Raw genomic sequence first — 15,720 nt, forward strand, 5'->3', positions numbered from 1 at the left:
TTAAGTGTATTATTTCTTCCTATTAAGTCAGTAGAGTATATATATTGTTTTTAATACAGATTTGTCAAACAACAAGGAACCACACTTTTGATATTATATACGGATTACACTTAAAATAAGTTCCTTATCCCAAAAAACTTATTTAAGAACATGTACTAAAAATTATATTAAGAATTTAACTGTTTTTACATCTTGCCTATACATATCACGATAATTTCCATGTTAATATACTAGTTGGAGGTTATATATATGAAGATTACACATTGGCAGTTATTCAAAGACAGCCTCATTCATCCTAAAAAGTTAGCTGCATATCGACTGCTTCCTATAGGAAAGGTCATACAATTTGTATTGTTGCTCGTACTATTCGTAACAATTGTTTCTTTTATTCAATTTCTAACAGGCGTTGGTTTAGAAACAAGCCAGATTAACGGTTTAAAGCAATTTATCAATGATATAAAATGGCTAATATATCCATTTGCCTTTTTATTATTATTCGTGATCAATTCCTTTACACTTTTTGTTCAAATTAGTATTTATGCTTTTATCGGGTTAGGGATACTGAAATTTCAGCATAAGCGCGGTGAATTCCGACATATTTGGCGAACTACTGCATTTACTGTCACATTATCAACAATCTTCACCTCACTATCTGCTTTTTTCATATCCAATAACCGCTTGGTATCAAGCCTCAGCATTGCTATTACAGCTATTTACTTGATCATTGCTTGTTCAAAATATCCAAATCAACCGAAAAAATAGGTCTGAATCTCTTTCTTTTTCATATATTAGTGGAAAAGGGAGGGATTTTTTGTGAGAGTACTAGTTTCCGCACTGATTATAATAGTCTGTGCTTATTTTATAAAAGTAGATTTAATCGAAGGAACCATTTCAAAAGCAGATTTTTATACACCTCAACAAAAATGCGAGGAGTCAGATAAAATCCAAACAATTACCGTAACCACTGCACCTGGTGATACATGGGAATCTTTATTTTCCCTATACCCAGCTGAAAATTTAACTTTTGCTGATCGACTTGAACTGGTATACAAATTCAATCCCCATTTATTAAAGCAAAGTTTTAAACCTGGAGAGGAAGTAATTTTACCGTTCCGTGCAAAAAATGCTAATTCATGTTCAAATTAAGCGGTTAATGTTTCTTTCTTGTCATTTTCTTCGAAACACTGCTAAAATAGTGATTAGTGAAGGCTTTTATAAGCCACGAAGGAGAGAGTAATTCATGAATGAAATCACGCACCGTTCGAAAACACGTAAAGTTCGTGTAGGTGATTTAACAATCGGCGGAAGCAATGAAGTAATCATCCAAAGTATGACAACAACTAAAACACATGATGTTGAAGCGACAGTAGCAGAAATTCTTCGTTTAGAAGAAGCAGGATGCCAAATTGTTCGTGTTGCTTGTCCTGATGAAAGAGCTGCAAATGCGCTAGCTGACATAAAAAAACGTATTCATATCCCACTCGTTGCGGATATTCACTTTGACTATAAACTTGCTCTAAAAGCTATTGAAGCCGGTGTGGATAAAATCCGTATCAACCCAGGGAATATCGGTCGTAAAGAAAAAGTTGAAGCTGTTGTTAATGCAGCAAAAGCGAAAGGTGTTCCAATCCGTATTGGTGTTAATGCTGGTTCACTTGAACGTAAAATTTTAGAAAAATACGGTTATCCTACTGCTGATGGTATGGTAGAAAGTGCGTTACACCACATTAAAATTTTAGAAGATCTTGATTTCCACGATATTATCGTATCTATGAAAGCATCTGATATTAATCTTGCTATTGAAGCTTATGAAAAAGCTTCTCGTGCATTTGATTATCCATTACACCTAGGAATTACTGAATCAGGTACATTATTCTCTGGTACTATTAAATCTGCTGCTGGACTTGGTGCTATTTTATCTAAAGGCATTGGTAACACATTACGTGTTTCTTTAAGTGCTGACCCTGTTGAAGAAGTAAAAGTAGCAAAAGAATTATTGAAATCATTCGGTTTAGCTTCTAACATGCCTACTTTAATCTCATGCCCTACTTGTGGTCGTATTGAAATCGATTTAATCTCAATTGCTAACGAAGTAGAAGAATATTTACAAACTATTAAAGCACCTATTAAAGTATCTGTTCTTGGTTGCGCAGTTAACGGACCAGGTGAAGCACGCGAAGCTGATATCGGTATCGCTGGTGCTCGCGGAGAAGGTTTACTTTTCCGTCATGGTAAAACTGTTCGAAAAGTACCAGAAGAAACAATGGTAGAAGAATTGAAAAAAGAAATCGATATTCTTGCTGAAGAATATTACAAAAAGCAAGAAGCTGAAAAAGCCGCAAACGCAAAACAATAGCATCTAGGGGGACATAATATTGACAAAGAAATATAGTTTTGGCATTGATATTGACGGTACTGTTACAACACCAGATTTTCTATTACCTTATATCAATGAAGCATATCAAACTAATATCACGTTAGATGATGTTAAAACTTATGACCTTACTGAAGCGTTGGCTGTTGATAAAGCCGATTTCTTCAAATGGTTTAAATCTGAAGAACTAAATATGTATAAAAACCCCCCTATTCAACTAAATGCAAAACGTATTTTAACTAATTGGTATCCAAATGTTTCTTTAAACTATATTACAGCTCGTGAAGAAAACTCCCGTGCAGTGACAGACCATTGGTTTAAAGCAAATCACCTACCTTATGATACGATTGATATCGTTGGAGCAACAGATAAGGTGATTGCTGGACTTAGACACGGCGTTCAATTGTTTATGGAAGATAAGCATGATAATGCCGTTAGAATCCATGAAGAATTAGATATACCTGTTCTATTGTTCGATGCACCATATAACCGTGAAGCAATTCCAAATGGTGTTGTTCGCATAAAAAGTTGGCTTGAAGCTGAAAATTGGGTAAAAAAAGAATTTGGAGTTTAATAGATTAAAAGTAAAAGCGAAAGATTGCTCTAGAGCAGTCTTTCGCTTTTTATTAAAAATTAATATCTAATATTTTCTTCACTTTTTCTAATTTCTCAGGCTCTTTTTTAACCGTCATATACATCATTTCTTTTTTCATCGTATCTTGGAAGAAAATTGTTCCATCTTTTAACATATAAATCTTATAGGTCAGTTTGTTCATCTCTTTCGTGTCCCCAAGGGCTATTATGTAGCTACCTTGTTTGTCTAACTGTTTTACAACTTCAGCTTGTTTTTCAGTTTTAGGAACCATCACAACTGATCTATTTACAGTTCTTATATAATCTTGAACAACTGCAGGATCTTCTACTAGCTTACTTGTTTCCTTCGTTGATATTCCTTTATCATCGACGCTTTGAATAAATAGATATTGATAAAATTCAGTTTTAGGTATAATGATTTCCCTTGTATTCGCTTTAGAATTTTCTTTCCCACAACCAACTAAACCAATTACTAAAGCAGAGACTAATAAAAACGTTTTAAACAACATTCGCATATGTAATACTCTCCTTTTCCCTACTATAACTTTCCCCGCTCATATTATACCTTGAAAATTATGAAAGAAATCAACACTCAAATAAGTTGTAACAAGATTGGCAAACAATGTTATCTTTTTTGAAAAAATTTCTTATGTTAAAAGTAACTATTTTTCTATATTTTCTTGACTTTTCTGTTTAAATTAATATGTATAATTCTATTACAATTATGAATACCATTTTGTATAATAATCAGTATACTAAAGTTTCTAAGAATCGAGGAAAGCGGTGGAGAATATGGACTTGCAGTATTTCATGAATGTCTTTACAAATTGTTTTATTTTCCTCTTTTTCATTCAATATATTGTTAGTATTTTTAAATCGAAGCACAAAGACCTATTATCAAAAATGTTGATTAATTGCTTCGTTATCTCAACTATTATTACCTTATCAATTCCTCTACTTGAAGAATGCGATATTCAATTAGGATATATTATTGAATTTCCATTTGAGGATTGAATAAGTCGCCCCTGTTTTTTAAAATTCCCAATTAAACCTTCAAAAAAATTGAGCTTGCCATCCTTCTGGATAACAAGCTCAATTACATGCGGGTAATTCCCTATATATTTCAGGCTCTATTTTTCACTTACTCTGTCTATAAATAAGAAGACTGATTTTCTAAAAAGTCAATCAACTATAGATTTTTACTAATTGTTGTTACACATTTATAGTTTTACGTGCCTGACTTGCGTGCAATTTTTTCATAGTAAATCTTGCTGCTGGCTGAGCGATTAACATTTCAACCCAAAATGCGATGAAAAAGTTTCGTGGCCAATTATATAAGAATGTTCGAATCAGATCTAAACTCATTTGCCTTGTACCAATCCATGAACCAATAATTGTCAGTAAAATAGACAAAATAGTTACGCTAAACAATATCGTAAATAATATTCTTGCATTAAATCCGTCCGTCGGCTCCGTAAACTTTTGGTTAAGTTTTGTAACAAGTGGATTTGCAACAAGTGTTACCAATAAAACGACAAAAATCCATACAAAAGGAATTACTTTTAAGGTATCAAGATACACATCTTTACTGAATCCAAATTGATATCCCATAATTATAGGTGCGATAATATTAACTGAAAGTATAGATATAATCGCTAAGAATAATATGAATTCCTTTCCATTTCTAGGTAATCTTGTTTCCTCATGCATATTGATCATCTCCATATAGTATTTCAGATGGCAGACGTATCATTGAGACATATATTTTTGGTCTGTTAAACCAATATCTCTACACACTTATTGTTAAATCATATCATTTTTTTCGAGTATATTTCAAGTACTCGAATATAAAAATGATAAATCTTTACATTAAAATTTACTAAAACAAAAACCTGTCATCCATTGCTATGACAGGTTTTTCTTTATACAATCCGGACATTTACCGTAAATTTCAAATTTGTGATTTTCTATCTCGTACTCAGGAAGTTGTTCGTGGAGCATATCCATTGGGCACAAGTGAATTTCTTTGATCTTCCCACATTCCATACAAATAAAATGGTGATGGTGATGTTCAGTTTCACATTGCATACGGAAGTGACGTTCACCTGATAGCTCGGTTTCTTCTAATATCCCCAGGTCTACAAATGTAGCTAGATTACGATAAATCGTATCATAGCTCATACCTGGGTAATCCTTTTTCATCACCACAAGCAGATCGCGGGCAGTTAAGTACTTATCATTCTCCTCGAACATCTCTAGGATTTGCTCTCGTTTATCTGTCTTTTTAAACCCGCTATCCTTTAGTATTTCCCATGCCTTTGTCAAATTCATAACCCAATTACTCCCCTCAATCCTTTGCACGAATTGCCATTACAATTTTCTTGATCATAATGACCAATAGTAAAATTAAAATAGAAGTTACTACAATTGTACCACCAGGTGCCAAATTTAGATAGAAAGCTGTTACTAATCCTATAATTACTGCCAATTCACCAAAAAGAATAGCAAAGAAAATAGTTTGTTTAAAACCCTTTGCTATTCGAATACTCGCTGCAACAGGTAATGTGATTAAAGAAGAAACAAGTAATATCCCTACTATTCGCATACTTGCCGCAATAACAAGAGCCGTTACTACCATGAATAGTAAGTGAATTGTTTTTGCAGGTAAACCACTAGCTTTTGCATAATCCTCATCAAATGAAAGGACAAATAATTCTTTATAAAAAATAAAGATAAACGCAAACACTAAAATGGCAATTCCAAGTACAATCCATAAATCTTGTCTACTAACTGCGGAAACAGAACCAAATAAATAGCTAAACAAATCGGCACTAAATCCTTGTGCCAATGAGATAAAAATAGCACTCATTCCTAGTCCAGCTGACATAATAATTGGAATCGCTAATTCTTCAAAATGTTTATATAATCTGCGGAGACGTTCGATTAAGACAGAACCCCCTACCGCAGAAACAATTCCTAAGTAAATAGGATTTAGTGTTGCGAATGCTGTAACACTTTGACTTAAGTATAAACTGCCAGCAATTCCAGCCAAAGTGACATGGCTTAATGCATCAGCTATTAGGGATAAACGACGTACTACAATAAATACACCGAGTAATGGAGCAATTATGCCAATAATAATCCCCGATAAAAAAGCATTTTGTAAAAAATCATATTGTAATATTGATTCGATCATTTTTGTTTCTCCTTATTATCATGATGAATTTTTCGAACTGCATGGCCATACCATGCATTTAGTTGATCATCGGATAAGGAATCATAATCGTCTTTAAAACCGTGGAAGTGAATAGTTTGGTTTAAACAAGCTACATGACTTATCGTATCGGATACTGTGTCCACATCGTGTGTAACTAAAATCATCGTCATATGATGTCGCTCATTTAAATCCGTCAGCATATCATAGAATGACTGCACATTCTCGTGGTCAATTCCGACGGTTGGCTCATCTAAAATAAGCAATTTTGGTTCTGCTACAAGCGCTCTTGCGATAAAAACACGTTGTTGTTGACCTCCGGATAGTTCACCAATATTACGATTTGCAAATTGTTCCATACCAACAGCTTTCAAAGATTCTATTACTTTGGCTTGCTGATCTGGTAATCTTCTTTTAAATAGGCCGATTTTTTTAGTAAGACCGCTCGCTACTACCTCTTTTACCGTTGCAGGAAATCCAGAATTAAACGAATTAGACTTTTGAGACACATATCCTATCCATTCTCTATGCTTAAAAGTCGAACCTGGTTCTCCAAATAGTTTTACAGTACCCTTGGTAGGTTTTAATAACCCTAAAATAATTTTCAATAATGTCGATTTTCCGGAGCCATTTGGGCCAAGTAGCGCTAAAAAATCGCCTTCTCTTACGCTTAATGATATATCTCTTAAAACATTTGTATATTCATATTGAAATGAAACATCTTGTAATTCGATTAACGGCTTTTGCGCCATATACTTCTCTTCTTTCTAATTCATAATCATTACGATTTACAAATTCAAAGTATAATAGATTGCGGGCGCTTTGTAAAGAACAATATCTTGAGAGGATGACTAAATGGATTATCTTTCATTAATAAGTGAAATCAACCGTAAATCAGATAAGGAGCTTGCCGAATATGCCAAAACTTATCAGATTCCACTTTCGAAAAAAGAAATACAAAAATTACGCCCACTTCTTTCATCGTTCTCGATCTCATGGGTATTAACAGGTATTCCTGAACATGTGCTCAAAGAAATCGAGAATATTCTTGGCAAGAAGAAAACGAAAGAATTATTAGGTAAATACGGAAACTATATTTAATTGAATTTAGAAAGCGCGTCCAGCCAAAGGATGCGCCTTTTTTGTTTGTAAAGAAGGTTGAAATAAACTCATTTAGAAAGGAAATAAATAAACGCTAAATGGTAATAAATCAGTTCAAAATGCAAATAAATTTATATCAAAAAGAAATAAAAAGCCGATAAAAGGTACTAAACTGCCCTGAACAAAAATAATAAACGTCATAAAAAAGCTGATTGTTGATAAGCATCTACAATCAGCTCTTTCGTTAACTTCACTACATCATATATAGCTTTTAAATTGTTCCTTCAGTTTAAACTTTTGTATTTTGCCTGATGCGGTCATTGGATAATGATCCACGAAGTAAATATATCGAGGAATTTTATGGCGTGAAATTTTTCCATCACAAAATGATTTGATTTCTTCTTCAGTTGCAGTTTGACCATCTTTTAGGATGATCCAAGCTGCTGCCTCTTCACCGTACTTCACATCTGGAACACCTGCAACTTGTACATCCAATACTTTAGGGTGTTTGTACAAGAACTCTTCAATCTCACGCGGATAAATATTTTCACCACCGCGTATGAACATATCCTTTAATCTTCCTGTTATTCGGACATAGCCATTTTCATCCATCGTTCCAAGATCCCCTGTATGAAGCCAGTTATTTTCATCAATTGCTTCCTGTGTTGCATCTGGATTTTTATAATACCCCTTCATCACTACATAGCCTCGTGCACAAATTTCCCCCTGTACTCCTGGTGGAACTTCGTTATTGGTACCAGGTTCCATAATTTTCACTTCAACATTTGGTAAAGCTCGACCAACTGTCTCCACTTTTAAATGGATAGGATCATTGGTTCGTGTTTGCGTTAGCACAGGGGAAGTTTCAGTTTGACCATAACAGATCGTAATATCCTTCATCCCCATCCTATTCATAACGCCTTTTAGCACTTCTATTGGACATATAGAGCCTGCCATTACCCCTGTACGAAGAGATGATAGATCGTAATCTTGAATATTTGGCAAATTCAATTCGTTTATGAACATCGTCGGTACTCCATGAAGTGCTGTACATTTTTCCTTCTCAACAGTACGTAAAACTTCTTCCGCGTTAAACTCTTGTACCGGTACCATTGTTCCACCTGCAGAAACAATCGCTAGTGTACCAATAACACATCCAAAGCAATGAAAAAACGGTACTGGAATACAGAGTTTGTCCTCATATGTTAGTTTCATACATTCTGCAATATTCATAGAATTATTGATTAGATTAAAATGACTCAACATCACACCTTTTGGAAAACCCGTTGTACCTGACGTATATTGAATATTAATGACATCATCACAAGACAAGGAACTTTTACGTTGAGTTAGTTGCTCATCAGAAATTGTCTGTCCATTTGATAAAAATTCTTCATAAGTAAATGTACCAGGATACTTTTTTTCACTAATCACAACAACTGTTTTTAATAATGGTAACCGTTCGCTTTCAAGATTTCCTGGCTCGCAATTTTTTAATTCAGGGCAAATTTCATAAAGCGTATCGATAAATGAATAATCTCTTAGCTGATCAATTAAGATGATGGCACGCGAATCGGATTGCTCCAACAAATACTCTAATTCTGCCGTTCGATAATTTGTGTTTACCGTTACGAGAGGAGCGCCCATCTTACCTGACCCAAATTGTAATCCCGGCCATTGAGGTACATTTGTTGTCCAAACGGCAAAATGATCCCCCTTATCTAATCCAATAGCCATTAATGCTTTTGCTACTTCATCTGCATGTCGATTAAATTGCGAATACGTTAAACGGAAATTACGATTTGTATATACAAGCGCTTCTCTATTAGGATATACTAATGCTTTTTCTTCAACTAGTTCACCAATCGTTTGATAAACCAATTCTGCCAAACAGATCCCTCCCACTTTTTCTAAAATTAATAACCTAATATACGAGATATTAGCAACTCTTTGAACTTCAGATGTGTCTTCGTTCATTTTCGTTAGCTTAAATACTTTTCCAGATACTATTGCATATACAATCTCACCAAATGAACTAGAGATGAAATTAAGATTTTACCATTATTAAACGTATTACAAATTCTTTATATTTAAGAGTAGACAACATCTTGTAAGAATAAGTTATGATAAGAAGTATTTTTTAATGTTATATTCTTTGCACAAACTGTTTATACTCAAAATATTTTTATAAGTTACGTAATTTCTTTGTACACTCTTACTTTCAATTCCACCCATTCCCCTTCATCGTCACCTCTTAAAATATGAAAGATGGGTGAATTGATCTGATAATCATTTCGAATCGCATATTGAAACAATTCATCATATGCTTTTTCAGTTTTCACTTCAAAATTGTCTCTGACTCTCGTCATCAACATCTCATCTATATAGAAATAACTTTGGAAGAACAAATCAGAGTCTTTCGGAATATGAGTTTGTTCTACTGGAATATAGATATCGATAAGCATTTTCTCATCAAACGGAATGTTATGTAATGCATAAAACAGAGGACCTGCTATAGTTAAATTCGCCTTCACTAATTTTTCATTAAAGTCCTCCATTACAAGCTCAAATTGGCTAAAATGGATTTCATATGTATGCCAAACCACATTCTTATACATCATTGTTTCAAAATCAACAACCATTTCTCACCCTTCTTTCACTTGAGCATAAATGTCCATAATGACATGATCAAATGCATCAAAACATACATGATAAAAAGGTTCTTCTATCATGAGATTATTTTCAATCGCATATGTTCTCAAGAGCGTATATGCCTCTTCTAACTCATCAATTTCTGCGCATCTCACATAAATAGCAGGCGAAATCTCCAAATACTCTAATTGTTTGAAATCTGCATCATCCCCTACCTCAACCTCGGTATTTAACCCAATATAATAAGAATATTTACCAAAAGCAGGCTCATTTTTCATCTCCTCCGCTTTAAAAATAACAGGACTGGTATAGTAAATATCCTTATTCACTAAATTTCTACGTAAGCTTAAAGCAGGTAAATACCATTCTTCATGCGGAATAATTTCTTCAACACAAATTACATTTCGAATAACAAGTGACTCTTCACGTACAATCATGGTAAATCTCCTTTCTATTTAAAAGATTCGGAAATCAGTATTTTGAATAACTCCTTATCTTCTATTCTTCTTCCTCTTTTTCTTTTTTCTTTGATTCTTAGGATTTATGTATTGCGGCTTCTTTTGCGGTGGTGGGTTTACTGCAAAAGATGGGAAGCGGAATATACAATAAGCTACAATAATAAATTCACATACTGCATAGGCGATGCAGATTAATATAACGATTGCGACTAGTAAAAGAATAATATCATTGTAATTAGTAAAAGTACGTATCAATAAAAATGAAAATACTACAAGAATAAAAATAATTGGAAATAATAAATAATTTCTTTTTATTTTTGTTTGACTCTAAATTGATGTTGAATATCTCCCTTTTTTTATTTTCCTAATCCAATGATAAAGAAAGAAAAACAAAATGTATAAGTAATCCTAAAATAAGAATTGAGAATAAATAGTATTTTACAATATCATATATACCACTATCTATCGTATTATAAGCAAGCCCTACAAACGGATCAATTGCCATTTTATATGCGTAAATATTTATAGAAATACTTATTATTTTTTGGTTTACTTTGTTCACTTTAAAACAAAATAGCAAAATAAATAGTTGTAGAATTATTAATACTCCCTCTATTTTAAAAACATTCTGTATAAAAGGAGTTAATTGCTCCCAACCAACAGTCCCCCATGTTTTCAGGACTAGATATGGAATTCAAATCATAATCGCTGAATATATTAAGGTACTTATATTAAAAACATACATTCCTGTATTGTCTAGTCTATCTTCTGAAACATTTTTGAAACTTGCAAAATATTTTTGACTTAAATGTTTCATTCTTACACCATTCCAATTTATAAGATCAATTACTTCTTATTTATTTTTTCTTTCTTTTTTTCTTTTTTCTTTCATTCTTAGGATTTACATATTGTGATTTCTTTTGCGATGGTGGGTTTACTACAAAAGATGGGAAGCGGAAAACACAATACGTTGCTATTATGAATTCACATACTCCAATTAAAAATGCTATATATAAAACAGTGAAAATAAAAATCCCAAACAATAATTCTAAATTTCCTAGTAATCCCTTTTGTATGATTAATGTAAATATTACTAATATAAAAAAGATAAAACTCCATTTTACCGATTTTTGCATAATAGTTTTTTTTTCGTTATTCCTATTAAGCTTTAGACCTTTCACCCACTTTGTTAAAATTAATATGTGAATTATAAAACCTGCAAGTATTATAAAAATAACTATTGGAATATACAATTTATAAACATCTCTATCTTTAAAAAACATGGTCATCGTCAAAAAGGGATCTAATGCTGTCTTATATGTAAATACTACAATACATACCATTAATATTTTTTGATTAATATTGTTATTTCCCCTGCATAAAAGAAGTGCTAATGCATGAATGGCAAAAAGTATTGCTTCAAGAATAAATAGAATATGCCAATTTCTAGACAAATTCTCCCACCCTACTGTGTTAGCATTTGCTACAAAAAAAGCAAGACCAACTGTAAACCCAGAGTAAAAAAATAATCCAATAAGATACGTTCTTATTCCTGATAATGTTAATCTTCCATTTTTGATCTCATACTTAATACTAGAAACATCTTTCTCTGTTAAATGATTCATAGTTATCTCCTCAATAATTTTAATTAAACCACTTTGTTAATGATTCCCCCATTTTCTTAGTTGTTTTTGATATTCGGTCAATTCCACTATTCGCCAAATCTTTTGTACGTTCAGTTGTACTTTTTGGAGGTTTTCCCCACTTTAAATTTGCTAGGTAAGTTGACCCAATTCCTACACCCGCTCCAAGAACTGTTCCTATTGGAGGAAGTAAAAACGAACCCACAGTTGCTCCCATTGCTGTTGCCCCTGCACCATAAGTAGTATCCACAACTGTACCCACAACAACCTTTTGAGTATTTCCTTTGTAAGTTTTATAATTGTCTGCAGCAACAATTCCAACACCCAACGGTCCTAAGCTTTTTCCTGCAACCATCATACTTTTCCCTAAAGAATTCATCCCTTTAGTACTTTCTTTAAAACTTTCTGCTGCATTTTTGTAAGCTATTTTTGGATTTTTCCAACTTGGTAAAGATTTGATTGTTTTTTTTGTAGACTTGTAGGTTTTCCCTACAAATTCATCACCAAATGTAGTAGCCATTTTTAAAACTCTTTTTGAAGGAGAGAGCTTTAAAGTCTCTCTATATTTTTCTAATCCAAATAATTTATCATATTCTTGCATCAAAGCGAGCTTCCCCCGCTCTTTTCCATATACATCCAGGCTGTTTTTTAAAGCTTTATAATTTTCTTCTGTAAATGCTTTTGTTTTAAACTCTCCTAAATGTTTCATAAATTCTTTTACTTTAAATTTATATAAAGTAGTTTTCGAAAGTATGTTATTTAAATTTCTATATTGTTCTTTTGTTAAAGCATGTATACCTGAATTTTTTAATATTCTTCGTGATGCTTCATCTAATTTGTAATAAGTATATAATTGCGCTGTAGCGGTCATCATTGTATTCGCCTTATTTATATTTTTTAATACTTTATCAAAGCTCTTCATTCCAGCTAGCAATCCTACAGCCATCGTTGCGAATTTGATATCATCAGGTTTTTGTACCTTTCCAATGTCTTTTGAGTTAACATTAGGAAAATGATTGGATGATGCTATGCTATTTGCGGTAAGTTGTATAATTTTCTGCATGACTTTTTCTACGTCTTGTTTTGAATCTTTTACAATTTGTAATCCTCTTTGATCAAATCGATGGAATCTTTCCTTGACTTCTTCTATATGCTTTTCCGAGTTGTCTACATTATCGATGAAATGTGAAATAGGTGGTACCTGTAAGCTGATGATATCTGATACGCTTGTTAAAATTTGCTCACCTTCATGATGTGTATCCAACATGCCAGTTTCGATTGTTTTTACTTCTTTATCTAAATCAAGCAAATATTCTTTTGTTAGAATAGCAGCTGAATCTGCATCTACAATTTGTTGAAATGTTTTAATCACTTCGGAATAGTTTTTCAATACAAGTCGGGCAGTTTCTTCTAAATCGATAATTGTTTGTCCGTGAACATTCTTAAAATACTGTTTCGTTGTATCAGCAGTTTCTCCTTGAAATGAATGGATTTTGCTAATATTATCCGTTTTTTGTTTCAGTGTATCTAATTTAGCCGTGATACTTTTCACACTATTATGTAAGTCTAATTGAAGTTCTAGCAATTCTTCCATCGCTATCTTCATGCACTTCAACTCCTAGCATGTTATTTATTTTTGATTTGGTTTGCTAGATGCTCATCATGCTGTACCATAGAATCTCCTATCGTTTGTAGCTTTTTCAAGTCTGTTTCCAAAAATTCGTTATAAAGGTTGAATATATTTTGTAAATCCTCTATAACTTTTAGTTGTTCTTCCATGCAATTTACATCAGTAATTTTGAGTTTAAAGGATGGTATTTTAGCTCCCGCTACATCATTTTTCGCGTTTGTTATTTCCTTAACCATTGCATCAAATACTGATTTATTGATCGATATTTCACCCACAGTCATTCACCTTTCCTTTTAATTTTCAATAGAATGATTGAGACTTGAAATACTAGAGTGTAGAGAGGAAATTTCTGCATAACAAAGTTGTACCTGATTAGATAGTCTTACAATTTCATCTTCGATACTCTCTTCTACCCCTTGTAAATCCTTGTTATAATCCGCTAAAGCCTGCTCGATCCTATACTTTAAATCTTCATATTTATTTTTCGTAGTTCCCATCCAAAGCGTTGTATCTATATCTAAATTTTGAACTTTCTTTTTATAATCGCTACTTTCATTTATGACTTCAACTAGTTGTGCTTTTGCAGCTTTAAGACGCTCGATTTTACCATTTAAAATAGAAATCTGTTGTCTTTTTTGAGCTATTTGTCCCTTCAAAGTAGATCTCCTATTAATTAGTCCACCTTTATCCAAACTCACACCTACCTTCATTATTACCATATCTATTATTTTCCGACATTTACACTTCATGAATCAATAGTTTTCCAAATAACAGAACTTTAGGCCTCATTTTACCAATTAAAATATTCCTATCTAAATTTATTCGTATATGTAATATTACTTATAAATTTATAGTCTGTGTTATTACTTCATTTCTCGCTATGCTATAAGTAGTGGTGTAAATATGCATAAAAAAACACCTGTTTTTTATTGAAAGAAACAAGCGTAATGAATGATATTTAGTTTAATCTCAAGATGATTTCTTTTATTAAGGGGATTAAAGGATTTATAATTTCAGTAACACGAAATCTTCAATTTGCTGAAAATGATGTAAGTCATGATCCATTAACCCTTTGAAATAATCACTTAATGTTAAATGACTTTTACCGATTGAAAAAGTTTGATCAAATACTTCATGGAATAATTCATTAATGACAGTTAATAGTCTTTGTCTTTCTTCGATAAATTCGTGAATCACCTCTCCTTTCAACTTTTCTTTGCTCATTGAAGCTGCTATCTCATTTGCTTCATGAACTTTTGGAGTAACTACCTTTTCCATTCCCAACAGTAATGCAGGTAGTCTTTTTTCAATAAGAAATTGATCCCAAAAGATTAAATGACCTATAATTTCACAAGTGGACCACTTTCCTATAGCAAGTGGCATTAGCCATTGCTCATTATTTAAAACTTCTAGATTACCTACAAATTGAATGGACTTTTTATAATGATCAACAATTCTTTTTGGTTTGATATTGTTCCTCTCCTTCTCCAACGTTATTTGACAATCTATTCAAACAAAGTCGCTTTAACATTACCCTTTAGTAATAGTAAATATTGATGTAATTGTGCTCTATGGTGTTGCAAGTGGACTAATATTTCTAATAGCCATTCAAAATAAGAGTATGTCGTCCCCCAATAACTAGATGTTTCCTCTGTTAAATCATCTATAGATGAATAATAGTTTTTCAAATCTTCGTATCCTTGTTTTAACGCAATCATCCATTCTTCTTTTGTATAAGCAGTGTGTTTAGAGTAGTATACATTCATTTCTTCTAGGGATGCTTCTTGCAAAATTTGCAAATCCGCACTGCATATTAGTGAAAGATGAGCGCATAGTTGTCCCAAATTTCTTTTACCTTCAACAGGACAAAACTTAAGATCTTTTCTATCTACATATGAAAATAATTCGATAATAGAGTTGACTGTAAACTGAATTTGATGAAACGTCTTTTGGACATAAAATTCCATTTTATTTTCCCTTCTTGTAAAAAACAAATTATATTCTATAAATTATCATAAACCATTTATAAATACATATAATTTTTCCTATAAATA

The 15,720-nt window shown here is 32.5% G+C and carries 19 protein-coding genes; 5 read left to right on the forward strand and 14 right to left on the reverse strand.

Annotation, left to right across the window (positions count from 1 at the left end):
- The first annotated feature begins 249 nt into the window (after positions 1-249).
- The 4 genes from D1606_RS16175 (at position 250) to D1606_RS16190 (ending at position 2,948) form a co-directional block, all read left to right on the forward strand.
- Complete coding sequence (locus D1606_RS16175) at positions 250-762, forward strand: DUF1189 family protein (RefSeq protein WP_233548149.1); 513 nt, start codon at positions 250-252, stop codon at positions 760-762.
- A 51-nt stretch (positions 763-813) separates the two neighbouring features.
- Positions 814-1,146, forward strand: a complete 333-nt coding sequence (locus tag D1606_RS16180; RefSeq protein ID WP_119417052.1) for a hypothetical protein — start codon at positions 814-816, stop codon at positions 1,144-1,146.
- Between the two features lie 94 nt (positions 1,147-1,240).
- Positions 1,241-2,356: a flavodoxin-dependent (E)-4-hydroxy-3-methylbut-2-enyl-diphosphate synthase gene (gene ispG, locus D1606_RS16185; RefSeq protein ID WP_119417053.1), complete on the forward strand. Its 1,116-nt coding sequence runs from the start codon at positions 1,241-1,243 to the stop codon at positions 2,354-2,356.
- Positions 2,357-2,375: 19 nt separating this feature from the next.
- On the forward strand, positions 2,376-2,948 hold the full coding sequence (locus D1606_RS16190; RefSeq protein WP_119417054.1) for a hypothetical protein: 573 nt from the start codon (positions 2,376-2,378) through the stop codon (positions 2,946-2,948).
- Between the two features lie 52 nt (positions 2,949-3,000).
- Here the strand turns inward: D1606_RS16190 and D1606_RS16195 are convergent, their stop codons facing one another.
- The 5 genes from D1606_RS16195 to D1606_RS16220 all read right to left on the reverse strand — a co-directional run bounded on the left by D1606_RS16195 (position 3,001) and on the right by D1606_RS16220 (position 6,934).
- Positions 3,001-3,483 carry a hypothetical protein gene (locus tag D1606_RS16195; protein ID WP_119417055.1) on the reverse strand — a complete coding sequence of 161 codons (483 nt, stop codon included), beginning with the start codon at positions 3,481-3,483 and terminating at the stop codon, positions 3,001-3,003.
- Between the two features lie 697 nt (positions 3,484-4,180).
- Positions 4,181-4,678, reverse strand: a complete 498-nt coding sequence (locus tag D1606_RS16205) for a DUF2798 domain-containing protein (protein ID WP_119417057.1) — start codon at positions 4,676-4,678, stop codon at positions 4,181-4,183.
- A gap of 195 nt (positions 4,679-4,873) precedes the next feature.
- Positions 4,874-5,299, reverse strand: a complete 426-nt coding sequence (locus D1606_RS16210; RefSeq protein ID WP_119417058.1) for a Fur family transcriptional regulator — start codon at positions 5,297-5,299, stop codon at positions 4,874-4,876.
- Between the two features lie 16 nt (positions 5,300-5,315).
- Entirely contained in the window at positions 5,316-6,164 is an 849-nt protein-coding gene (locus tag D1606_RS16215) for a metal ABC transporter permease (protein ID WP_119417059.1), read from the reverse strand.
- Positions 6,161-6,934 (reverse strand): metal ABC transporter ATP-binding protein, encoded by a 774-nt coding sequence (locus tag D1606_RS16220; RefSeq protein WP_119417060.1) that lies wholly within the window; start codon positions 6,932-6,934, stop codon positions 6,161-6,163. Before D1606_RS16220 ends, D1606_RS16215 begins: the two co-directional genes overlap by 4 nt.
- Before the next feature lie 103 nt (positions 6,935-7,037).
- On the opposite strand from D1606_RS16220, the gene D1606_RS16225 reads away from it, so the two are divergent.
- Positions 7,038-7,283 carry a DUF2624 family protein gene (locus tag D1606_RS16225; RefSeq protein ID WP_119417061.1) on the forward strand — a complete coding sequence of 82 codons (246 nt, stop codon included), beginning with the start codon at positions 7,038-7,040 and terminating at the stop codon, positions 7,281-7,283.
- A 258-nt stretch (positions 7,284-7,541) separates the two neighbouring features.
- Here the strand turns inward: D1606_RS16225 and D1606_RS16230 are convergent, their stop codons facing one another.
- The 9 genes from D1606_RS16230 to D1606_RS16270 all read right to left on the reverse strand — a co-directional run bounded on the left by D1606_RS16230 (position 7,542) and on the right by D1606_RS16270 (position 15,633).
- Complete coding sequence (locus tag D1606_RS16230; protein WP_119417071.1) at positions 7,542-9,164, reverse strand: AMP-binding protein; 1,623 nt, start codon at positions 9,162-9,164, stop codon at positions 7,542-7,544.
- 311 nt (positions 9,165-9,475) lie between these two features.
- Positions 9,476-9,925 (reverse strand): DUF5085 family protein, encoded by a 450-nt coding sequence (locus D1606_RS16235; protein WP_119417062.1) that lies wholly within the window; start codon positions 9,923-9,925, stop codon positions 9,476-9,478.
- Between the two features lie 3 nt (positions 9,926-9,928).
- Complete coding sequence (locus D1606_RS16240) at positions 9,929-10,372, reverse strand: DUF5085 family protein (protein ID WP_119417063.1); 444 nt, start codon at positions 10,370-10,372, stop codon at positions 9,929-9,931.
- Positions 10,373-11,250: 878 nt separating this feature from the next.
- Positions 11,251-12,018 carry a hypothetical protein gene (locus tag D1606_RS16245; protein WP_119417064.1) on the reverse strand — a complete coding sequence of 256 codons (768 nt, stop codon included), beginning with the start codon at positions 12,016-12,018 and terminating at the stop codon, positions 11,251-11,253.
- Between the two features lie 19 nt (positions 12,019-12,037).
- Positions 12,038-13,642, reverse strand: coding sequence for a T7SS effector LXG polymorphic toxin (locus tag D1606_RS16250; protein ID WP_119417065.1), 1,605 nt, complete (start codon positions 13,640-13,642; stop codon positions 12,038-12,040).
- A gap of 20 nt (positions 13,643-13,662) precedes the next feature.
- Entirely contained in the window at positions 13,663-13,947 is a 285-nt protein-coding gene (locus tag D1606_RS16255; protein WP_119417066.1) for a TIGR04197 family type VII secretion effector, read from the reverse strand.
- Between the two features lie 12 nt (positions 13,948-13,959).
- Positions 13,960-14,322, reverse strand: a complete 363-nt coding sequence (locus D1606_RS16260; protein WP_158582409.1) for a YwqH-like family protein — start codon at positions 14,320-14,322, stop codon at positions 13,960-13,962.
- A 349-nt stretch (positions 14,323-14,671) separates the two neighbouring features.
- Positions 14,672-15,157 (reverse strand): DinB family protein, encoded by a 486-nt coding sequence (locus D1606_RS16265; RefSeq protein WP_119417068.1) that lies wholly within the window; start codon positions 15,155-15,157, stop codon positions 14,672-14,674.
- A 14-nt stretch (positions 15,158-15,171) separates the two neighbouring features.
- Complete coding sequence (locus tag D1606_RS16270; protein WP_119417069.1) at positions 15,172-15,633, reverse strand: DinB family protein; 462 nt, start codon at positions 15,631-15,633, stop codon at positions 15,172-15,174.
- Between the last annotated feature and the right edge of the window lie 87 nt (positions 15,634-15,720).

Source organism: Rummeliibacillus sp. POC4 (assembly GCF_003576525.1).
In the GTDB taxonomy this organism is placed as follows: domain Bacteria; phylum Bacillota; class Bacilli; order Bacillales_A; family Planococcaceae; genus Rummeliibacillus.